Source organism: Micromonospora noduli (genome assembly GCF_003264365.1).
Taxonomy (GTDB): domain Bacteria; phylum Actinomycetota; class Actinomycetes; order Mycobacteriales; family Micromonosporaceae; genus Micromonospora; species Micromonospora noduli.
On sequence record NZ_PYAK01000010.1, the window covers coordinates 64,291 to 85,073 of the forward strand.

Annotated in this window: 21 protein-coding genes; 7 read left to right on the top strand and 14 right to left on the bottom strand. The window is 72.0% G+C overall.

The window, feature by feature from the left end:
* Positions 1-33 precede the first annotated feature (33 nt).
* Positions 34-3,381: an ATP-binding protein gene (locus GUI43_RS10705; protein WP_112698708.1), complete on the top strand. Its 3,348-nt coding sequence runs from the start codon at positions 34-36 to the stop codon at positions 3,379-3,381.
* A 50-nt stretch (positions 3,382-3,431) separates the two neighbouring features.
* Here GUI43_RS10705 and GUI43_RS10710 read toward each other — a convergent pair whose 3' ends face one another.
* The gene (locus GUI43_RS10710; protein ID WP_112698709.1) at positions 3,432-4,400 is read right to left on the bottom strand and encodes an alpha/beta hydrolase; all 969 of its coding nucleotides are present in this window, start codon (positions 4,398-4,400) and stop codon (positions 3,432-3,434) included.
* A 49-nt stretch (positions 4,401-4,449) separates the two neighbouring features.
* Positions 4,450-4,755, bottom strand: a complete 306-nt coding sequence (locus GUI43_RS10715; RefSeq protein ID WP_088946385.1) for a putative quinol monooxygenase — start codon at positions 4,753-4,755, stop codon at positions 4,450-4,452.
* Between the two features lie 157 nt (positions 4,756-4,912).
* Between GUI43_RS10715 and GUI43_RS10720 the strand changes: the two genes are divergently transcribed.
* Positions 4,913-5,818: an AraC family transcriptional regulator gene (locus GUI43_RS10720; protein ID WP_112698710.1), complete on the top strand. Its 906-nt coding sequence runs from the start codon at positions 4,913-4,915 to the stop codon at positions 5,816-5,818.
* An 82-nt stretch (positions 5,819-5,900) separates the two neighbouring features.
* Here GUI43_RS10720 and GUI43_RS10725 read toward each other — a convergent pair whose 3' ends face one another.
* Genes GUI43_RS10725 through GUI43_RS10735 form a run of 3 tightly spaced genes read right to left on the bottom strand, consistent with a single transcriptional unit; the run spans position 5,901 to position 8,350 of the window.
* Positions 5,901-6,758 carry an ABC transporter permease gene (locus GUI43_RS10725; protein WP_112582303.1) on the bottom strand — a complete coding sequence of 286 codons (858 nt, stop codon included), beginning with the start codon at positions 6,756-6,758 and terminating at the stop codon, positions 5,901-5,903.
* Positions 6,755-7,768 carry an ATP-binding cassette domain-containing protein gene (locus GUI43_RS10730; protein ID WP_112582301.1) on the bottom strand — a complete coding sequence of 338 codons (1,014 nt, stop codon included), beginning with the start codon at positions 7,766-7,768 and terminating at the stop codon, positions 6,755-6,757. Before GUI43_RS10730 ends, GUI43_RS10725 begins: the two co-directional genes overlap by 4 nt.
* A gap of 27 nt (positions 7,769-7,795) precedes the next feature.
* Positions 7,796-8,350 carry an NADPH-dependent FMN reductase gene (locus GUI43_RS10735; RefSeq protein WP_112698711.1) on the bottom strand — a complete coding sequence of 185 codons (555 nt, stop codon included), beginning with the start codon at positions 8,348-8,350 and terminating at the stop codon, positions 7,796-7,798.
* 130 nt (positions 8,351-8,480) lie between these two features.
* Between GUI43_RS10735 and GUI43_RS10740 the strand changes: the two genes are divergently transcribed.
* Positions 8,481-8,996, top strand: a complete 516-nt coding sequence (locus tag GUI43_RS10740; RefSeq protein WP_112698712.1) for a GNAT family N-acetyltransferase — start codon at positions 8,481-8,483, stop codon at positions 8,994-8,996.
* A gap of 25 nt (positions 8,997-9,021) precedes the next feature.
* Here the strand turns inward: GUI43_RS10740 and GUI43_RS10745 are convergent, their stop codons facing one another.
* Both GUI43_RS10745 and GUI43_RS10750 read right to left on the bottom strand, forming a co-directional pair.
* Positions 9,022-10,008, bottom strand: a complete 987-nt coding sequence (locus tag GUI43_RS10745; RefSeq protein ID WP_112680430.1) for an aldo/keto reductase — start codon at positions 10,006-10,008, stop codon at positions 9,022-9,024.
* A gap of 82 nt (positions 10,009-10,090) precedes the next feature.
* Positions 10,091-10,843 carry an SDR family oxidoreductase gene (locus GUI43_RS10750; protein ID WP_112698713.1) on the bottom strand — a complete coding sequence of 251 codons (753 nt, stop codon included), beginning with the start codon at positions 10,841-10,843 and terminating at the stop codon, positions 10,091-10,093.
* A gap of 102 nt (positions 10,844-10,945) precedes the next feature.
* Between GUI43_RS10750 and GUI43_RS10755 the strand changes: the two genes are divergently transcribed.
* Positions 10,946-11,788, top strand: coding sequence for a helix-turn-helix transcriptional regulator (locus GUI43_RS10755; protein WP_112698714.1), 843 nt, complete (start codon positions 10,946-10,948; stop codon positions 11,786-11,788).
* Here the strand turns inward: GUI43_RS10755 and GUI43_RS10760 are convergent.
* A complete protein-coding gene (locus tag GUI43_RS10760) occupies positions 11,746-12,753 on the bottom strand; it encodes an ArsR/SmtB family transcription factor (RefSeq protein WP_112698715.1) in 1,008 nt (335 codons plus the stop codon). The genes GUI43_RS10755 and GUI43_RS10760 overlap by 43 nt on opposite strands.
* A gap of 130 nt (positions 12,754-12,883) precedes the next feature.
* On the opposite strand from GUI43_RS10760, the gene GUI43_RS10765 reads away from it, so the two are divergent.
* Complete coding sequence (locus tag GUI43_RS10765; protein ID WP_170158706.1) at positions 12,884-13,414, top strand: nuclear transport factor 2 family protein; 531 nt, start codon at positions 12,884-12,886, stop codon at positions 13,412-13,414.
* 78 nt (positions 13,415-13,492) lie between these two features.
* On the opposite strand, the gene GUI43_RS10770 is transcribed toward GUI43_RS10765, so the two are convergent.
* The 3 genes from GUI43_RS10770 to GUI43_RS10780 form a co-directional block, all read right to left on the bottom strand.
* Positions 13,493-14,188, bottom strand: a complete 696-nt coding sequence (locus GUI43_RS10770) for a hypothetical protein (protein ID WP_112582290.1) — start codon at positions 14,186-14,188, stop codon at positions 13,493-13,495.
* A gap of 78 nt (positions 14,189-14,266) precedes the next feature.
* Positions 14,267-15,118, bottom strand: a complete 852-nt coding sequence (locus tag GUI43_RS10775; RefSeq protein WP_225855060.1) for an aldo/keto reductase — start codon at positions 15,116-15,118, stop codon at positions 14,267-14,269.
* Between the two features lie 97 nt (positions 15,119-15,215).
* Positions 15,216-16,181, bottom strand: coding sequence for a LysR family transcriptional regulator (locus GUI43_RS10780; RefSeq protein WP_112582287.1), 966 nt, complete (start codon positions 16,179-16,181; stop codon positions 15,216-15,218).
* Between the two features lie 52 nt (positions 16,182-16,233).
* Between GUI43_RS10780 and GUI43_RS10785 the strand changes: the two genes are divergently transcribed.
* Both GUI43_RS10785 and GUI43_RS10790 read left to right on the top strand, forming a co-directional pair.
* Complete coding sequence (locus tag GUI43_RS10785) at positions 16,234-17,157, top strand: serine hydrolase (RefSeq protein ID WP_112698718.1); 924 nt, start codon at positions 16,234-16,236, stop codon at positions 17,155-17,157.
* Positions 17,158-17,311: 154 nt separating this feature from the next.
* Positions 17,312-18,289 (top strand): MBL fold metallo-hydrolase, encoded by a 978-nt coding sequence (locus GUI43_RS10790; protein ID WP_112582284.1) that lies wholly within the window; start codon positions 17,312-17,314, stop codon positions 18,287-18,289.
* Between the two features lie 43 nt (positions 18,290-18,332).
* Here the strand turns inward: GUI43_RS10790 and GUI43_RS10795 are convergent, their stop codons facing one another.
* The 3 genes from GUI43_RS10795 to GUI43_RS10805 are packed head-to-tail and all read right to left on the bottom strand — an operon-like array spanning position 18,333 to position 20,723.
* Positions 18,333-18,872, bottom strand: a complete 540-nt coding sequence (locus GUI43_RS10795) for a DUF1697 domain-containing protein (RefSeq protein WP_112698719.1) — start codon at positions 18,870-18,872, stop codon at positions 18,333-18,335.
* A gap of 28 nt (positions 18,873-18,900) precedes the next feature.
* Positions 18,901-19,569, bottom strand: a complete 669-nt coding sequence (locus GUI43_RS10800) for a response regulator (RefSeq protein WP_112582280.1) — start codon at positions 19,567-19,569, stop codon at positions 18,901-18,903.
* Positions 19,566-20,723 (bottom strand): sensor histidine kinase, encoded by a 1,158-nt coding sequence (locus GUI43_RS10805; RefSeq protein WP_225855059.1) that lies wholly within the window; start codon positions 20,721-20,723, stop codon positions 19,566-19,568. The genes GUI43_RS10800 and GUI43_RS10805 overlap by 4 nt, the downstream gene beginning before the upstream one ends.
* Positions 20,724-20,783 lie beyond the last annotated feature (60 nt).

A 20,783-nucleotide genomic window follows, 5' to 3' on the forward strand; every position in this document is an offset into this window, starting at 1 on the left:
GCTGTCGGACGGGTCCAGTACCGTCTGGGAACCATGGACGCGCTGGGCGACGCCATCATCGGGCGGAATCACCCCGCGGGTCTGCTGCGCGCCGAGTTGGACCGCGCCACCACCAGCCACGGCGGTCTCGCCCTGGTAACCGGCGAGCCGGGCATCGGCAAGACGACCCTCGTCACGTCGGCGGCCCGGGAGGCCCGGCAACGAGGCGCGCTGGTACTCGGCGCCGCCTGCTGGGATTCCGACAGCGCCCCCGGCTACTGGCCGTGGGTGCAGGTGCTGCGTGCCCTGCGGCGCTCCGCCGACGACTGGGCGGTGGCGCGGCAGTCCGCAGAGCCGGCCCTCGCCGCACTGCTCGGCCAGTCCGGCGCCGGCGGCGAGCAGGCCGGTCGCCTCGTCAGTTGGGCCGGCGTCGACCCCGGCCCGGACGCCGCCGACCAGGAGGCGTTCGCGCTGTACGACGCGGTGACCGCCGCCCTGGTCGCCGTCTCCCAGCACCGGCCGGTCGTGGTCGTCCTCGACGACCTGCACTGGGCCGACCCGGCCTCACTGCGGTTGCTGAGCTTCGCCGCCCAGCACACCTGGTTCGAGCGGCTCCTGCTGATCGGCACCTACCGCGACGCCGAGGTCGAGTCGGGCGAGCATCCGCTGCGCCCGCTGCTGATGCCGCTGGTCGCGAAGGCCACCACGATCACCCTCACCGGTTTCACCCGTGACGAGGTGGCCGCACTGATGACCCGGACCGCCGGCCGGGAGCCCGAGGCCGGCCTGGTCGACGAGGTGCACCGGCGCACCGGCGGCAACCCGTTCTTCGTCGAGCAGACCGCGCGGCTGTGGCACGCCGACGACGCGGTCGGCACGATCGCACCCGGCGTACGGGAGGCGGTGCGCCGCCGCCTTGCCCAACTGCCCGCCGCCGTGGTGGAGGCGCTGACCGTCGCCGCCGTACTGGGTCGCGAGTTCCACCGCCAGGTCCTCGCGGCCTGCGCGCCCGCACCGGCGGCGCAGGTCGACCGGTTGCTCGATCGGGCGGTGACCGCCCGACTGGTGGTCGCCCGGGGCGGTGGCCGCTTCGCCTTCGCCCACGACCTGGTCCGCGAAACCCTCTACGACGGGCTGACCGACGACGACCGGCGGGCCCGCCACGGCGCGGTCGTCCGGGCGGTCGACGACCTGCGGGAGCTCACCGACCGGCTGATCCCGGCCGACCTTGCCCGCCACGCCTACCTGGCCGGCCCCGCGCTCGACCGGGCCCGGGTGGCGACTCTGCTGGTCGCCGCCGGGCGGGACGCGTTCGCCCGGCTGGCCGGCGACGAGGCGGCGGTGCACTTCCGCCGAGCCCTCGAGGCCGTCGAAGACCCGGCACAACGTGTGCGGATCCTCGTCGAGTTCGCCGAGTCGCACTATCACCACGCCCGCCGGGAAGAGGTCACGCGACTACTGGCCGAGGCCGCCAGGCTGGCCCGCTCACTCGACGAACCGGTGCTGCTGGCCCGGGTCGCGCTGACCGTGAACCGCTCCCGCCAGGTGGACACCGCCCAGTCGACCGAGGCGGCGGAGTTGGTGCGCGAGGCGTACCGCCGGTTGATCGGCGAACCGGACGCCACAGCGACGGTCGGCGCCCTGGTCGCCGACCTGATCACCGCCAGCGAGACGATCGCCCGTCGAGGGCAGGACGACGAGGCGCTCACCTTCAGCCTCTGGGCCCGTCACGACACGACCTGGGGGCTGGGCACCGCCGCGACCCGAGCCGCACTCACCGCCGAGATCCGGGACGTGGCCCGTCGGACGGGCGACCGGGAGACCGAGCTGTGGGCCACCTCGCTGCGCTGGGTGGCGCTGCTGGAGTTGGGCGACCCTCGCTTCGCCGAGGAGCTCACCACCTTCGTCGACGCCGAACGGCAGGGCGACTTCGCCCGGCACCGGCTGGCCGCGGCCGTCGACAGCGGGATCATCGCGGCGTTCCAGGGTGACTTCGCCACTGCCGACGAGCGGTTCGCCATCCTCACCGACCAGACCGACCCGGGCCACACCGAGTTCGGGTTCATGGGCCACCACCTGCGCTGGTCCCGACTGCTGCTCCAGGGCCGGGTCGCCGAGGCCGCCGCGCTGGTGGACGGGCTGGCCCCGATCGACTACCCCTACCGGGAACTGCTGCGGGCGATCACCGCGGCCGAGCGGGGCGACGGCGAGACGGCGATCCGCCTGACCGCCGGCATCGAGGCCGACGGCATCCGGTACCCGCGTCCGGTGTCACCGCTCTGGCTACGGCTACGCGCGCAGGCCGCCGCCGCGTCCGCCGACCCGCAGCGCTGCGACGCCGCGCGGGCCGCGCTGGCCCCGCATCGTGGAGAGTGGACGGTAGGGCTCTTCGGCTGCGATATCAGTGGCCCCGTCGACCACTGGCTGGCGCTGGTCGACGCCGCCCAGGAACGCTGGGACGACGCCATCGCCGGCTTCACCGCCGCTCGGGACTCCGCCGACCGGCTGGGCTCCCGGCCCTGGTCGCTGCTCGCCCGCACCGGCCTCGCGAACGCCCTCGCCGGCCGAGGTCACCCAGGCGACACCGTGACGTCGGCCGCGCTGCGCGCCGCCGCCGTCCAGGAGGCGACCGCCCTCGGCATGACGCAGGTGCTCCACCGGCTCGCCGCACCGACGGCCCCCGACGCCGACGTCCCGGACCAGGCCGTCATGTCGGTCCAGGCTGCTGGGTCGGGTCAGCTTGTAGGGCCCGGCCAGGCCATCGCGCCGGGCCAGGTTGCTGATTCGGGCCGGGCCGTCGGGTCGGGTCAGGTCGTCGTGCCCGGCCAGGCCGCGCCGCTCGCGACTGCGATCGAGGGGTACGAGTTTCGGCGCGACGGGCCGGTCTGGCAGCTCGCGTACGACGGGGTCGTGGTGCACCTGCCCGACGCCAAGGGCCTGCACGACCTGCACCTGCTGCTCAACCGCCCGGGCAGCGACGTACCGGCGGTCGAACTGCTTGACCCGGCGGCCGGGCCGGAGCTGGTCGCCGCCCGCCGGATGGGTGCCGACCCGGTCCTCGACGACGAGGCGAAGGCCCGCTACCGGAGGCATCTGGCCCGCCTCGACGAGGAGATCGACCGGGCCGCCGCCCGCGACGACGACCGGAAGGTGTCCAAGCTGGACGTCGAGCGGGGTGCGTTGCTCGACGAGCTGCGTGCCGCGGCGGGCCTCGCCGGCCGGAGTCGCCGCCTGGGCGACGAGGCCGAACGGGCCCGCAAGACGGTGACCGCGCGAATCCGCGACACGCTCCGCAAGCTCGACGACCGGCACCCGGCACTGGCGAGCCACCTGCGCGACGCCGTCTCCACCGGCACCACCTGCCGCTATCTGCCGCCGGAGCCGCTGCGCTGGCGGCTCTGAGCCCGTGGCCGGCGCGCCGGCTGGTCAGCGCCGGGCACGGGCCCCGCGGCTCAGTCCTTGAGATCGGGGCTGGGGTCCAGAACCCGGGCGAGCCAGTCGGTCTGGGCGCGTCGTGCCGCGGCCGACACGCGGACCTCGGGGAACAGCGCCGAAAATCCGTGGAAGCCACCGGCCCACAGGTGCAACTCGGCCTGGCCGCCAGCGGCCCAGATCCGGCTCGCGTAGCTGACATCCTCGTCGCGGAAAACCTCGGCGGTCCCAGCGTCGATGTACGTGGTCGGCAAACCGGACAGGTCGTCCGCCAGCGCGGGTGAGACGTACGCGGAGACGTCGTCGCCGATGTTGTCGCCGAGGACGCTGCGCCACCCGAACTCGTTCATCTCCCGGGTCCACACGCCGTCCAGCCCGCTGTACTGACGGCTGGAGGTGGTGTCGTTGCGGTGGTCGAGCATGGGGCACGACAGCAACTGGGCGGCGATGGTCGGGGTATTGCGGTCGCGAGCCATCAGCGTGACTCCTGCCGCCAGGCCACCTCCGGCGCTGGCACCGGCAACGACGATGCGGGCCGGGTCGATGCCGAGGTCCACGGCGTTCTCGGCGACCCAGAGCAGACCCTGGTAACAGTCGTCGACCAGGGTCGTACCGGTTACCTCCGGGGCCAGCCGATAGTCCACGGTGACCACGACGGCGCCGAACCGGTCGAGCCATTCCAGCGGGACATCGATGTTCGAGTAACGGTCGCCCCACATCATTCCGCCGCCGTGGATCCAGTAGACGCAGGGTGCGCCGGCGGCACGATCGGTGGGGCTGAGGATGGACAGCGGGATCGGCGTTCCGTCAGTGGCGGGAACGGCGACCTCGCGCCGCTCGATCGCACGGCCTTCCAGATGACTTTCGATCGACGGTTGGGGAAAGTGGCGCAGCTGCTCGATCACCTCGGGACCGAGGGGCGGCATCGACGGCAGTTCAGCCAGGGGTACGAGCAACTCGGGGTCGATGCCCGGTCGGGGGAAGTTCATCAGGATCCTTTCGCTGACACAGGTAGGGGTGATCGGTGCGGTCGCCGGTTCAGAAGGTCGCCTTGCCGCCGACCGGCACCGCGTCGGTGTACGCCGAGTCGCCGGCCAGCAGCGGCTGAAGCTTCGCGACCAGGGCCTGCGCCTGCTCGCCCGCGAAGAACGCGCTGTGCGCCTCGGCGCTGGTCCAGCCTTCGATGACGTGGACGACGTCGCGGTCGGACGCCGAGCGGGACACGAGGAAGACCACGCAGTCGTCGTGCGGCAGGGACGGTGCGTCGAGCAACAACTGGATCAGCTCGTCCGCCTTGCCCGGCTGAGCGGTCATGGTGGCCTGGAACCCGTGGTGGACGGACATTGTTGAGACTCCTAATCGTTGAGCTGCGCTGCGCTCCTCGGGAAACTGACACTCCTATGGAAGCGCATCTACCAGCAGAAACGTTAGAAGGATGCTCGCTAAGACTTGCCTGATCCTCTCGTTGTGGCGAGGATCGGTCCTGTGCTTCAATCGGGTCGTGGACCTCGACGAGCTGCGGGTGTTGCTGGCCAGGCACGCCCGACCGGACGTGAGCACCACCATTGAGGGCGTGCTGATCTCCAAGGTCGAGCAGCAGACGGCACCGACCACGTCGATGTCGGGCACCGTGCTGGCACTCATCGCCCAAGGCGCCAAACAGATGGCGCTGGGCGACCGCGTGTACGAGTACCGGGCCGGCCAGTACCTTGTCGCGTCGGTCGACCTGCCGGTCACCGGCCGTTTCACCCAGGCGAGCGCCGATGCGCCGGCTCTGGGTTTCGGGCTGGTGCTACATCCGGCCATGGTCGCGGAGTTGCTGCTGCAGGCGGCGCCGGGTGACCTCCCGCCCCTGACCGGGCCGACGCCGTCGGGGCTGCTGGTCAGCGACGCTCCCGACGAGCTCGGCGACGCGGTGATCCGACTGCTTCGGCTGCTGGATCGGCCCCGGGACGCCACGGTGCTCGCGCCCCTGATCAAGCGGGAGATCCTGTGGCGGCTGCTCACCGGGGAGCAGGGTGCGGCCGTCCGGCAGCTCGGTCTGGCCGACAGCAGCCTCAGTCACATCGCCCGGGCGGTCCGGTGGATCCGCGACCACTTTGCGCAGCCGTTCCGGGTGGAGGAGCTGGCGCGGCTGACCGGAATGAGCGTGTCGGCGTTCTATCGCAACTTCCAGGCGGTGACCGCGATGAGCCCGATCCAGTTCCAGAAGCAGATCCGATTGCAGGAGGCGCGGCTCCTGCTCGCCACGCACCCCAACGACGTCACCGGGGTGGGCATCCGGGTTGGCTACGAGAGCCTGTCGCAGTTCAGCCGCGAATATCGTCGCCAGTTCGGCGCGCCTCCCAGTCAGGACGCCACCCGCCTGCGGGGGACCATCCGAGCCGAGGTGCCGGCGGTCGTCTGACCACCAGGGTTCACCCGGGCACCCAGACGACAGCCGACGGGCGCCGCCACAGCCGTGGCGGCGCCCGTCGCTCGAATCACTGTCAGCGGCGGTTGTACCTGTACATGGTCAGGGTGCCGAAGACCAGGACGAAGCCGGCGCTCCAGAGCAGCAGCCACATCGTTGCCGACGGGTCCGAGTCGCCGCTCATCGCTCCCCGGATCGCGGCCACCAGCTGCGTCACCGGGTTGACCTTCACGAACGCCTGGAGCCAGCCGGGCATGGTGCTCGGCTCGACGAAGACGTTGCTGAGGAACGTCAGCGGGAACAGCACCATCATGCTGACCCCCATCACCGACTTCTCGCTGCGCAGGATCAGCCCGAAGAACGTCCACACCCAGGAGAACGCGAACGAGAAGATGACCAGCAGCCCGATCCCGGTGACAACCCCGACCACCCCGCCTTCGGGGCGGAACCCGAGCACCAGCCCGAGACCCAGGATCACCACGGCGGCGAGGATGTAGCGCAGCACGTCGCCGAAGATCATGCCGACCAGGGCGGCCGGACGCCAGACAGGCAGCGTCCGGAACCGGTCGAAGATGCCCTTCTCGATGTCGGTGTTGAGGCCGATGCCGGTGTACATGGTGATCATGACGACGCTGGTCACCATGATGCCGGGCAGGAAGAACTGCAGGTATTCGCGCGGACTGCCGGCGAGGGCGCCACCGAACAGGTACGTGAACATCAGCACCATGATGATCGGGAACGCGGTCACGTCGAAGAGCTGCTCCGGCACATGCTTGATCTTCAGCATGGCCCGCCAGCCGAAGGTGAGCGACGCGCCCAGCGCGCTCGGCCGGGGCGGTCGGGAACCTGGCGCGAGCACTGTAGCCAGCGCCTCAGCGGACGGAACGTAGACGGACGGCGCCCGTTCGGTGGTGGTGGTCGTGGTGTCGCTCATCGGGCTGCCTCCAGCTCATCGTCGCGCTCGTCGGCCGGCACGGCGGGGTGGTCGGTCAGGGCCAGGAAGACCTCGTCCAGGCTCGGCTGGCCGAGGGAGAAGTTGTCGACAACGATGCCGGCGCGGGCCAGGTCGCTGAGCACGCGGGCGGCCTGGGCGCTGGCGTCGAGGTCGGTGCCGGCCTCGCCGACGCGGGCGGTCAACGCCACCGGATCGGCGGCGAGCTGCACCGGCACGTCGAGCGCCTCCCGGAGCACCCGCTCCGCCTCGGGGCGCTGAGCGGGGTCGCGCAGTCGCAGGTGGACGGTGCCGGAGCCGATCGACGACTTCAATTCACCAGGGGTGCCCTCCGCGATCACCCGGCCGTGGTCGACGACCGCGATCCGCCCGGCGAGCTGGTCGGCCTCGTCGAGGTACTGGGTGGTCAGCAGCACCGTCGTGCCGTGCGACACCACCGCCCGGACGATCTCCCACACCTGGTTGCGGCTGCGCGGGTCGAGGCCGGTCGTCGGTTCGTCGAGGAAGAGCAGATCCGGGGTGTTCAGGATGCTGGCGGCGATGTCGATGCGTCGCCGCATTCCGCCCGAGTACTTCTTCACCTGGCGGTCGCTCGCGTCGGTCAGGCCGAACGCGGCGAGCAGGGCCGCGGCGCGCTCCCGAGCGGCCGGCTTGCGCAGGCCGAGCAGGCGGGCGAGGAGCACCAGGTTCTCCGTGCCGGTCAGGTCCTCGTCGACGGAGGCGTACTGGCCGGTGAGGCTGACCCGGGAACGGACCTTGTCGGCCTCGGTGACCACGTCGTGCCCGAACACGCGGGCGGAGCCGCCGTCGGGTCGCAGCAACGTGGCGAGCACCCGGACCGCTGTGGTCTTGCCCGCGCCGTTCGGGCCGAGCAGACCGTAGACGGTGCCGGCGGGCACCTGGAGGTCGATGCCGGCCAGCGCCCGGGTGTCCCCGAACGAGCGGGTGAGCCCCTCGGCCTCGATGGCCAGGCCGGTGGTGCGTCTACTCATGATCCTTACCTTTCGTGTTGGACGTGTTCAGGAGACGTAGGGTCGAGCCGCCCGGCCGTCGCGCAGTGCCAGACCCCACCAGCGCAGCTGGTCGAGCAGGACGCCGACGTCGCGGTGCAGCTCGTCGGTGCACTGGGCGGTCGGCTCGCCGGCGAGCAGGTCGATCCCGACGACGTCGCGCACGGTCATCGCGTGCAGTGCGGTGAAGACGGTACGGAGCTGGTCGACCGCGTGCAGGCCGGTGGACCGACAGCCGTACGACACGAAGCCGACCGCTTTGGCCTGCCACTCGTCGTACGCGTAGTCGATGGCTTGTTTCAAGGGTGCCGGGAAGCTGTGGTTGTACTCGGGGGTGACCACGACGAACGCTTCCGCCCGGCCCACCTCGCGGACGAACGCCCGGATGGACGCTGTCGGCTCGGCGGGGTAGGTGGCCGGGAAGTCGTACTCGGTCAGGTCAACGACCGTCACCGCCAGGTCGTCGTGCCGCGCGGCCTGCTCGACGAACCAGTGGGCCAGCCGGTCGCCGACCCGCCCCTCCCGGGTGCTGCCGACGATCACGGCGATCCGCAACTGTGCCATGGCCACCCCCCTTCCACACTGAAGGCGCGAGGTGACGACACGCGCCCGCTAGATCCGATCTAGCGGGCCCGGTTCGGGGGCGAAGTGTCGGTGGGATCGGCTTGACTGGGGGTCGACGAACGGGGGCGGAATGGCACAGGTACGCATCGAGCAGTGGCACGAGGACGACCTTGACCTGCTGCGGCAGCTCAACTCACCGGACACCCGCAAGCACACCGGCGGCCCGGAGACCGACGAGCAGGTGCTCGCCCGGCATGACCGGTACGTGCACTTCTCCGGCACCGAGCAGGGCTGCATGTTCACGCTGGTGCTGCCGGGCGGGGCACGAGCGGGCAGCGTCGGCTACTGGGCCCGCGAGTGGCGCGAGCAGCCGGTGTACGAGCTGGGCTGGGCGGTGCTGCCCGAGTACCGGGGGCAGGGGCTGGCGACCGCGGCGGTGCGCGCGGTGGTGGACGTGGCCCGCGCTCGACGGGACCGGCACTACGCCCACGCCTACCCCTCGGTCGACAATCCGGCGTCGAACGCGGTGTGCCGCAAGGCCGGCTTCACGTTGCTCGGCGAGACCGGTTTCGAATACCCGCCGGGGCGGATGATGCGGGCCAACGACTGGCAGCTCGACCTGACCGCCCCACCGACCGCAAGCTGAGGTCGGCGGGGCAGCCGGTGACAGGTCACCAGGTGGTGTCGAGACGGTGCCGTTGCTCGGCGGTCAGCTCCAGGTCGACCGCTGCCAGGCTCTCCTCCAGTTGCGCCACCGAGGAGGCACCCACCAGCGGGATGGACGGCAGCTCACCGCCCAGCAGCCAGGCGAGCACCACCTGGTTGACAGTCGCGCCGCTCTGCCCGGCCACCTCCCGCAGCGCGGCCAGTCGTCGGGGCGCGCTCGGCAGGTCGTACGCCGAGCTGAGCGGCTTGTCCGCCCGGGTGAACGCCCCCTTGAGCAGCGGCGAGTACGCCACCAGGGTCAGCTCGGGCTCGGCCCGCAGGTAGCTGAGCAGGTCACCGCTGACGCCGCCCGGCTCGCCGTCCGGGTCCAGTTCGCTGATCAGGTCGGTGCGGTTCGGCAGGTAACTGCGGTGGTACTGGAGCACCTCGTACCCCGGCAGGCCGGCGGCGGCGGCCAACGCGCGGGCCCGCTCCACCCGCCAGGCCCGGTGGTTGCTGGCGCCCAGCAGACCCACTGTGCCCTCGGCGACCAGCTCGGCGAAGCCCTCCACGGTTTCCTGGAGCGGCACGGTCCGGTCCTCGATGTGCGCGTAGAGCAGGTCCAGCCGCTCCACCCCGAGCCGTTCCCGGCTGCGCTCCGCGGATTCGCGGATCACCTTGGCGGAGAGGCCCTCGGCGTTGTCCAGGTAGCTGGTCCCCGGGGCCAGCGGCCGGGCGCCCAGCTTGGTGGCGATGACGATCTCGGCGCCGACGCCCCGGCTGCGCCGCCACCGGCCGAGCAACTCCTCACTCTGCCCGCCCTGGCCGCCGTCCACCCAGAACGCGTAGTTGTCCGACGTGTCGATGAACGTGCCGCCGGCCTCGACGTACCGGTCCAGGATCGCGTACGAGGTGGCCTCGTCGGTGGCGCTGCCGAAGAGCATCGCGCCGAGGCTGAGCACGCTGACCTCGCGCCGGGTCGCCGGGTCTGCGCCGATCGTGCGGTACCGCATGGGGGTCTCCTCTCGTGCGCCCTTACCGGTGGGCGCACGAGTCACACTGCCGGCTGGAGCGCACTCCAGGTCAAGCGCTCAGTCACCACTGCAGCACGCCGTACCCACCGCCGGCGTCCATCTGGAAGCCCCACAGCAGCCCGCTCGGGCCGTCGGCCGGCAGGGTCGCCAGGTGCACGCTCACCTCGGCGCCCTGCTCGGCAGTGCGGAAGCCGCTGTTGCCGTTGAGGTCGGTGGCGCAGTAGCCCGGGTTCGCCGCGTTCACAGTGATCGGGGTGTCCCGCAGCTCCTTGGCGTACATGGCGGTGAGCATGTTCAGCGCCGCCTTCGACGACGGGTACGGCACGGAGGTCAGCTCGAACAGCGCGCCGTTCGGGTCGGTCATCACCGCGATCGAGCCGACCTCGCTGGAGACGTTGACGATCCGGGCGGCCGGTGCCCGGCGCAGCAGCGGCAGCAGCGCGTTGGTCACCGTCACCACCCCGAAGACGTTCGTCTCGTACAGCCGGCGCAATGTCGCCACTGTCGTCTCGCTGGGCAGCCCCCGTGCGCCGTCGGCGAGGAGGATGCCGGCGTTGTTGACCAGTACGTCCAGCCGGCCGTACTCCGCCTCCACCCGCTTCGCGGCGGCCGTCACCGACTCGGCGTCGGTGATGTCGAGTGGCAGGAACACGGCGTCCGCACCGCCGTCGCGCAGCTCCCGCTCCGCCGCTTGCCCCCGCTCGGCGTCCCGCGCTCCCACCAGCACTGTCATCCCGAGGGCGCCGAGCTGCCGGGCGGTGGCGAAGCCGATCCCCTTGTTGGCCCCGGTGATCAGGGCGATCATGTTCGTCATACCGTCGAGCCTCGTCGGGCCGGCCGCGCCCGGGGAGAGCCGGGCCGAGGCTGGGACCGGTGGTACCACCCTCGTCGGCTCGGCCCGGGGCATGCTGGGGGCATGACGAGCAGCGGCCTGCAGCGTGACGAACTGGCGGCGTTCCTGCGCACCCGTCGCGCCCGGCTGCGCCCCGCCGAGGTCGGGCTCCCCGAGGGCGAACGCCGACGCACCCCAGGGCTGCGCCGACAGGAGGTGGCCCAGCTCGCCGGCATGTCGATCGACTACTACATCCGGCTGGAGCAGGGCCGCGGGCCGCACCCGTCGCGGCAGGTGCTCGCCGCGATGGCCCGGGCGCTGCTGCTCAGTCGGGACGAGCGCGAGTATCTGTTCCGGATCGCCGGGGAGAACCCGCCGCGCACCGTCGGCCCGAGGCGGGAGGTCACCCCAGGGCTGCGGCACCTGCTCGACGCCATGACCGAAACCCCGGCGTACCTCGTCGACGCCGCGTACCACGTGCTGGCCTGGAACCGGCTGGCCACGTACTTCATGGGCGACCTCTCGGCCGTGCCGGACGCCGACCGCAACATGATCCGCTGGACCTTCCGGCGTCCGGCGACCGACAGCCACTGGACCGACGCCGAAACCATCTGCTTCGTCCGCAGCACGGTGGCGGACCTGCGGGCCGCCTACGGCCGTTACCCGGCCGACCCGGCGATCCGCGAGCTGGTCACCGAGCTGCTCGGTACCTCGCCCCGGTTCGCGCGGCTCTGGGCGGAGCACGATGTCGAGGAGCGCCGCCCCATCGTCAAGCGGGTGCCGCACGCCGAGCTGGGATCGTTGGAGTTCGAGTGCCGGGTGCTGCTGGTTCCGGAGACCGAGCAGCGGATGATCGTTTACGTCCCCGAGCCGGGCTCGCCCACTCAGGCGGTGTTCCGCCAGCTCGCCGAGCGCGTCGCAACCTGACCTGCCCGGCACCCGACCAGCCCGTCCCCGTGGTCGGACCGCCGGTAGAGCACGCTGTGCCGCTCCCGAGTGCGCACCACCAGGCCGGAGCGCAGCAGCACCCCCAGGTGGTAGGAGACGGTGGCCGGGGCCAGTCGGTGTCGCTCGCTGAGCTGCCCGGTGGACCGGGGAACGTCCAGGTCCGCCAGGATCGCCGCCCGGCTCGCACCGACCAGGTCACCGAGCCGATCCGCCCGGCGCTGGACTGTCGGCCCGACGCCGACCGGGTAGACCAGCACGGCGTTGCCCTCGTCGCACAGCTGGGTGGAGAGCTGAGGCCAGGCCAGCGCCGACGGCGCGAGCACCAGCTCCGCGCCGGTCAGCGCGGTGGTGATCCGGTACGAGCTGTCGATGGTCAGCGACCTGCCGGTCCAGCCGACCTTCGGGTGCAGGCTGTTGAGCATGCTGCCCACTCCGGCGGTGGCCATCGTGGTGGCTCGCAGGGCCAGCTCGGCCTCCAGCGTGGTCCGCACAGTTGGCCACTGCTCGGCGAGTGCGGCCCGCCAAAAGTGGCGCAGCCCGTTGGTGACCCGCCGGGCCAGGGTGCCGTCCTCGACCGCCGTGCGGATCCGCGCCGGGATCCCGCCCGCCGGAAACCGCTCGTTCACCTGCGCCGTCACCTCGTCGGCGGGCGTCGCGGCCGTGGCCGCCAACTGCTGCTCGAAGGCCGCGTCGAGCGGACCCAGCGGCGGCTTCGGCGTGAGCAGGTCCGGCGTGTAGCCGAGCCGGCCGGGCGGCGTCACCAGCTCCGCGACCAGGGACACGTCGGGGTGCCGCAGCGCGGCGCGGGCGGCCGGACCGGGATCGCCATGCACCGGGTGACCGAAGCGCGACAGCGCGGCCCGCAGCCAGGACGTCACCTCCGACGCTGGCGAGATCGCCAACCGGAGCCGCGCGAGGCTCGAACCGTCCAGGTGAGCGACCATCACACGGCGGATCGTACAAGCGGCGACATCGATGTGTGGTCCGCATTCGAGCCTGTTCGAATCACTGGTCGACCGCGTGGCGGGCCGGGTTGGCTGCGACGGCACAACCACTCGTCCGAAGGAGAACCCGATGCGTCCACCCGCCTCCGCCCGTCCCGCCGGCCGGCTCGGCCGCACGATCGCCCTGCTCGGGCTCACCGCCGGCCTGCTCGCCGCCGCTCCGGCCGCGGTGTCGGCCGCCACCCCCGGCCCGGGCGACACCACAACCGGGGACGCGGCGGTCCGCGGCTGCGTACGTGCCTTCGACCGCGCCGTCCGGGCGTACGTGGAGACCACCGCCCGGCGGGACCTGGACGGCTTCGCCGCGCTGCTGCACCCCGATGTCACCTCCGTCTTCGCCTCCGACGGGGAGGTGCTCGACGGCAAGAGAGCCACAGTGGACTGGCTGCGCGGGTTCTTCGCCGACGACTCGTGGACCCAGTCCTTCAGCGTGGCGAAGCAGACCGTGGTGGGCTGCCGGACGGGCTTCGTGCTGTTCGACTCCGTCTACGCGGTGCCGGCCACCGGCACCAGGGTGCCGCTGTTGATCGGGGTCAGCTACACCTACCAGCACGGCCGGTGGCTGGTGTTGCAGAACCAGGACTCCGTGGGCCGAATCTGACCACGGAGGCTGGCAAGGGTCGCCAGCCGGGGGAGGGGCGGGCGCCAGCGCAATGGGCGCCCGCCCCGGCGGCGGCGTTCAGGCGGCCTTCTGCAGGGCGGCCACCGCCAGCGGCGCAATCTTCGCGATCAGGGCGCTGCCGGCCGCCAGGTCACCGTTGCTCGCCGCCGCGTCCACCTCCATGACGAAGTTGCCGCGCACCAGGACGAGAGTGCACTGGTGTCGGATCGCCTTCCCGCTCAGCCGCTCGCAGAAGGTGATCACGTCCGGGCCGTCAGGCAGCGGCGGGGGCGACGGCCGCAGGATCGTCGACGTGCGCCCGTCGTCGGGCACCTCGTACCGCTTGCAGGTCGCGAGGACGGACCGCAATTCGTCGGCGAGCTTGCGCCCCGGCACCTTCAGGTAGCCGACCACGTACTGCCGGACCCACACGGAATCGCCGTCCCAGATCCGCTCCCGGTAGGCGGTGCGCTTGATGTCCGACGGCAGGCTCGCCCTGCACAGGGAGATCAGCTTCCACGCCTCGGTGTTCTCGTCGGTGTACTGGGCGGTCTCCGGGTGGAACTTTGCGTCCAGGTTCAACATGGCCGCCGTCACCCGGCTGCGGACCTCGCCGGTGGAGGCCGGCGCCGGGCGTGGCTTCGGCGGAGTCGGGGAGGCCGACACTGTCGGCTCGGACCAGCGGGGGGCCTCGGCGGCCTGGCTCGGCGCGCAGGCCACTGGCCCGAGTAGAAGCAACGACAACAGAGCCGGGGTGGTGCGGCGGAACGACATTGCCGGGGACGGTCCTTTCACGGCGAAAGGGGGCCCGACCAGGCCCCCTTTCGCTGAGCGCCGCCGCCAGCTCAGGTGTTACGCGGGCAGGTAGGCGAAGGTGTCCGGGTTGGGGCCCTGCCGGCCGGCCTCGCCCTTGTTCAGCGCGGTGATCCGCTCCATCGCCGCGTCGTCCAACTCGAAGTCGAAGATCCGGGTGTTCTCCTCGATCCGCTTCGGGGTGGTCGACTTCGGGAAGATGATGTCGCCGCGCTGCACGTGCCAGCGGAGCACCACCTGCGCCGGGGTCCGGTCGAGCTGCCCGGCGATGTCGACGACCGTCGGGTCGTCGAGCACCTTGCCCTGGGCGATCGGCGACCACGCCTCGGTGAGAATATTGTGCGCACGGCCGTAGGCGCGGACCTCGTCGTTGCCGAAGTACGGGTGCGCCTCGATCTGGTTGACCGCCGGCACGACGCTCGCCTCGTCGGCCAGCCGCTCCAGGTGCGACACCTGGAAGTTCGACACGCCGATCGAGCGGGCCCGGCCGTCGCGCTGGAACTCCTCCAGCACCTTCCAGGTCGAGACGTAGTCGCCGTCGTACAGGGTCGGCAGCGGCCAGTGGATCAGGAACAGGTCGATGTAGTCCATCTTCAGCGCCGCCAGTGTCGAGTCGAACGCCCTGCGGGCGTCGTCGGGGCGGTGGAAGCCGTTGTTCAGCTTGCTGGTCACGTAGACCGAAGCCCGGTCGAGGCCGGACACGCGTACCGCCTCGCCGACCTCGGCCTCGTTGCCGTACATCTCAGCGGTGTCGATGTGCCGGTAGCCCACCTCCAGGGCGGTGGTCACCGCCGCGACGGTGTCCTTCGGCTCGATCTGGAACACCCCGAAGCCGAGCTGCGGAATGGTGGTGCCGTCGTTCAGGCTGATGTCGGGAATCGTGATTGCCACTGCGGCTCCTTCTCGTCTTCGTTTCCTGTCATCCATACCCGGGTGGGTGGACGATCCACCGCCCAATCGGTGGTGACGAACGCAACGGCCGGCCGGTTCACCCGGTCGTGTCGAACAGCACCGGCCACGGCCGTGCCGCCGGCACCGACGTCGAGGGCTGCGCGGGTGCGGTGGGCTCGGCGTCGGCCAGCACCTCCGCGGCGAGTTGGCCGAACATCGCCGCCGCCGGGTGCGCCGACCGGTCCGGCCAGGCCGCCGAGGTGCGCTTGGCCAGCGGTGCGTCGGTGATCGGCCGCCAGGCCATCCGGGGTTCCCGGCGGGCCACCGCCGCCGGTTCCACTGCCACCCCGCCGCCCGCCAGCACCAGCCCGCAAAGGAACTCCGGGTTGCGGGCGGGGCGCACCCGCCCCGGGCGCCAACCATGCTGCCGGCACACCGCCAGCAGGTGGTCGTGCCAGCCGGGGGCGGTGGCGCGGGGCGCGGCCACCAGATCCAGACCGGCCAGCGACGCGAGCGTCACCTCGCGGCCGCGGGCCAGCGGCGAGGTGCGCGGCAGCAGCACCCCCAGGGGTACGTCGACCGGGGCGCCGAAGCGCAGCCCGTCCGCCGCCACCGGGTGATGCACGAGCCCCACGTCCAGGGTCCGCTCGGTGAGCATCCGCACCTGCTCGGCAGTGGTCAGCTCGTGCAACTCCACGTCCAGGCCGGGCGCCCGGGTGGTGAGCCCGTCCAGCAGCGAGCGCAGCGTCACGGCGGGCGTCTCCGGTGGCACCCCGGCTCGGAGTACGCCCAGCTCACCGGCGCGGATCTGCCCCATCAGGCTGCGGAGTCGACCCTCACCGGCGAGCAGTTCCTCCGCCTCGCCGAGCAGCAGCTCACCGGCGGTGGTGAGGCGTACCTGGCGGCGGGACCTGTCGAACAGCTCGACCGTCAGCTCCCGTTCCAGCCGCTGGATCGACTGGCTCAGCGGCGGCTGGGCCATCCCGAGCAGCTCCGCGGCCCGCCCGAAGTGCAGTTCGTGTGCGACCACCACGAAGTGCCGCAGGTGCCGGAGCAGATCCACGGCCGGGACCCTACGCCAGCGCCGCCACGGCGGCGCTGGATACCGTGCTGGCGTGGACGTGGAGGAACGCATCGGGGCCATCTTCGCCGCCGTCGGGGTGACGGCCAGCCTGCACGTCGTGGACCTGGACGCCGTCGACCTGAGCGCCGTCGAGGGCGGCGGACCGGCCGGCGCTCTTCATGAGGTCGGGGTACGGGCCGACGAGCAGGTGGTGATCGCCTCGATCTTCAAGATTCTGCTGGTGCTGGAGTTCGCCCGGCAGGTCGAGGCCGGTCAGCTGGACCCGACCGAGCGGGTACTGGTCACCGCCGCCGACCGGCTCGGTGGGTGGGGTCTGGCCGGCTGCGACGACGACGCCGAGGTGTCGCTGCGCGACCTCGCGTACTTCGCCATGTCGGTCACCGACAACACGGCCGCCGACCTGCTGCTGCGCCGGGTCGGCCCGGACCTGCTGCCGATGCTCGCCGTCGAGCTGGGGTTGACCCGTACCCGCGTCCTCGGTGGCCCTCGGGAACTGGTCGAGATGATGCTCGCCGACGTGGGCGCCCGGACCGAGGCGGAGTTCGCCCGGATCTTCCCCACGCTGCCTGCGGACCGGGTCCGGGCCATGCGGGTCTTCGACCCCGCGCACACCACGTCCAGCACCGCCCGGGAGATCACCCGGCTGCTCACGCTGATCTGGCGGGACGAGGCCGGGCCGGCGGCGGCCTGTGCGATGGTCCGCACCTGGATGGCCCGGCAGATCTTCTGGACCCGGCTGGCCGCTGGTTTCCCGCCCGGCGTGCGGGTCTCCGGAAAGACCGGCACCCTGCCCGGGTTCCACCTGGAGGCCGGGGTCGCCGAATACCCCGACGGCGGCCGGTACGCGATCGCCGTCTTCGCCCGCGCCGAACAGTTGACCCCGCGCCGCATCGACGTGGACCTGGCCATGGGCGAGGCTGCCCGGACGGCCGTCGAGGCGCTGCGCGGCGACTGATTTCGCGCCCCTCCGAGCGCCGCCGCACCCCGGCCGAGCAGGACCGATATCCGCTGGCGTATCGAAGCCGACGGCCCTTGATCTTGGACTGCGGCCCGGTGCCGCTGGTTGGCTCGTGGTCGACACATCACCCGACCACGGGGAGTAGATCCGCATGCCCAGTCTCGACCGCCGACGCTTCCTGCGCGACGCCGCCGCCACCACCGCCCTGGTCTCCGCCGGTGGCCTCGCCGCCGGCGTCGCCACCCCGGCCCAGGCCGCGCCCTCGACCGCCGCGCCCACGCCGACCGCTCGCCGTAAGGGCGCGGTCAGCTTCCGCTGGTGGGGTACGGCCGGCTGGCGCGTCGACATCGGCGACCGCACCGTTCTCGTCGACCCGTTCCTCAGCCGGATCGACACCGGGCTGTTCACCGGGGCGTTCAAGACCGACACCGCGTTGACAGTGCGCACCGACGTGATCGACCCGCGCGTCGACCGGGCCACGACGGTGCTGGTCACGCACACCCACTGGGACCACTTCATGGACGTGCCGTACATCGCCAAGCGCACCGGCGCGCGGGTGTTCGGCACGCTGACCGCGTACCACCTGGGATTGGCCTACGGGTTGCCGTCGACGCAGCTCAGCGCCGTGAAGGGTGGGGAGGTGCTGGACTTCGGCGACCACAGCGTCGAGGTGGTCGGCTCGCTGCACAGCCGCAACCCGTCGTACTCGGTGGCCTTTCCCGGTGTGCGGGTGAGCCCGCCGCCCCAGCCGGCCACCATCGCCGACCTGCCGGAGGGTGACACGCTGGGCTACCTGCTGCGGGTCGACGGCGGACCGTCGGTCTACTTCACCGGGGCCAGCGACGTCGCCGAGCGGAACCTCACCGGCCTCGCGCCGGACGTGGCGATGGTGGCCATGCAGAACGCCACCACCACCGGCGACTACCTGCCCCGGCTGCTGGCCGGCCTCGACTACCCGAAGGTCGTGGTGCCGGTGCACTACGACAACTTCGAGACGGCGTTGCAGAACCCGCCGCCGGTCGCCCCGACCGACCGCACCCGGCTGAACGAGATGATCGCGGCGGTGCGCCGGATCTCGCCGCGCAGCCGGGTGCTGGTGCCCGAGTACGAGACCGCCTACCACTTCTGAGCACCGTCGGTGGGGGTCGCCGAGCCGCGGCCCCCACCTGAGGTCAGGAGGCGGTCATCTCCGCCAGGGCCCGCACCGACTTCCAGTTGCGGGAGGTGGCCACCACGCCGAGCTTCTTCTCCAGGTACGCGTTTGTGAACTTCGACCGCCCGTAACCGCCGTCGACGTAGTGCAGGAACACCTCCCGGCCGGTCACCGTGAACGACACGTTCTCGCCACCGGGCACGGCCAGTGAGTCCACCGTGGATTTCTTGGGTGCGGTGGCGAGGAAGGCCACCAGCAGTCGCGTCGGGTCGTCCTCCCGGTCGGCGTACGGGTTGCCGCCGGCGATCGCCGCCAACTCCCGGCCGCTGCGCACCAGCACCGGCACTGTCAGCGCCAGCTCGTCAGTGAGCGCCCGCGCGATGCCCACGGCCAGCTTCTCCGCGTCGCGTACGGTGCTGCCGAAGGCCACGTTGCCGCTCTGCAGGTACGTCTTGACGTCCTCGTGCCCGAGGTCGGTGACGATCCGGCGCAGGTCGGCCATCGCCAGCCGGGTGGTGCCGACGTTGACCCCGCGCAGCAGGGCGACGTACCGGGTCATGGCTCCTCCTCGGGTGCGGACAACCCGCTCAGCGTAGGCCGCCCGGCCCCACCAGGCCCGTCTCGTACGCGACGATGACCAGTTGCGCCCGGTCGCGTACCGCCAGCTTGGTCAGCAGCCGCCCGACGTGCGTCTTGACGGTGGCCTGACTGAGGTTGAGGTGCGCGGCCAACTCCGCGTTGGACAGCCCCCGGGCGATCAGCGCGAGGACCTCCCGTTCCCGATCGGTCACCCCGTCGAGCTGCCGGGGCAGCGGCCGGGTCGGCTCCGGCTGCCGGGCGAACTCGTCGATCAGCCGGCGGGTCACCGTCGGCGCGAGCAGCCCCTCCCCGGCCGCGACCACCCGGATCCCGGTCAGTAGATCCGCCGGTGGGGTGTCCTTGAGCAGGAACCCGCTGGCTCCGGCGCGCAGCGCCCCGTAGACGTACTCGTCGAGGTCGAACGTGGTCAGGATGATGACCCGGGTGTCGGCCGTCGCCGGGTCGGCGCAGATCCGCCGGGTCGCCTCGATGCCGTCCATCTCCGGCATCCGCACGTCCATCAGCACCACATCCGGTCGGTGCTGCTCGGTCAACGCGACAGCCTCCACGCCGGTGCCCGCCTCACCGACAGTGGTGCAGTCGGGGCTGAGATCCACCAGCAGCCGGAAACTGCCGCGCAGCAACGCCTGGTCGTCGGCGATCAGCACGCGGATCACGCGGCCACCCGGTAGGGGAGGCTGGCCGTCACCGCGAACCCACCGTCGGAGCGGGGGCCGGCACGGAACTCCCCGCCGTGCAACGCCACCCGTTCCCGCATGCCGATCAACCCGTGCCCCTCCCCGCCGAGCAGGACCGGCCGCCGGCCGTCGTCGGTCACCTCCACCCGCACCTCGTCGGGCAGGACGGTCACCGTGGCCCGGCAGGCGGCCGGCGCCGCGTGCTTCACCACGTTCGTCATTGCCTCCTGCACGATCCGGTACACCGCGAGGCCCACCGACTCCGGCACCGCGCCGGCCGGCTCGTCCCGCCGCACGTCGAGCTGCACGTCGACGCCGCCGATCGCCGCCTGCCGGGCGAGGAGGGGCAACTCGTCCAGCCCGGGCGTCGGCGCGTACGGGCTGTCCTCGCGCAACACGCCGAGCACCCGACGTACGTCGGTCAGCGCGGTGCGGCCGGTCTCCTCGATGACCCGGAGCGCGGCGCCCGCCTCGCGCGGGTCGGCCTCGGCGACGTGATTGGCGACGGCCGCCTTCACCACGATGAGACTGAGCGTGTGCGCGACCACGTCGTGCAGCTCACGCGCCACCCGCAACCGCTCCTCGGTGGCAGCCTGACGGACCAGCTGATCACTCTGCCGGGTGGCGAGGGCGCGTCGCTCCCGGATCAGCCAACCGATCACCCAGGCGGGCGCGACCATGACGGCGGCGTAGACGACAGCGCCGGTCCGCGACCAGAGGTCGCCCGCGGTCAGCACCAGGCCGACGCTCACCAGCGCGAGACAACCGGCGGCGCAGAGCATCGACCGGCGGGTGGGCGTCGCCACGGCCACCGTGTAGAAGGACAGGCCGATGGCGAACGCCGGGGCGGCGGCCGCGAAGTTGGGTATCACCCCGGTGATCAGAGCGACGGTGGCGATCGAGCTGATCACGACGGCCACCGTCATCGGCCACCGTCGCCGGACGGCCAACGGCAGCCCGAGGGCCAATCCGACCAGCACCGACACCCAGAGCGGCTCGCGTACGCCGCCGTGCAGCGGCGACTCCAGCGCCGCGTACGGGCAGAGCAGCCCACCGACGGCCACCGCCAGCAGGGCGTCCACGGTGTAGAGATCCACCGGCCGCATTCGTCGGGTCAGCAGGAGAGCGGTCACCCGTCGAACGGTAACGGCCGGCTGGGTCGGCCGCGTCCGCCTGCGGGTGGTCATCCCACA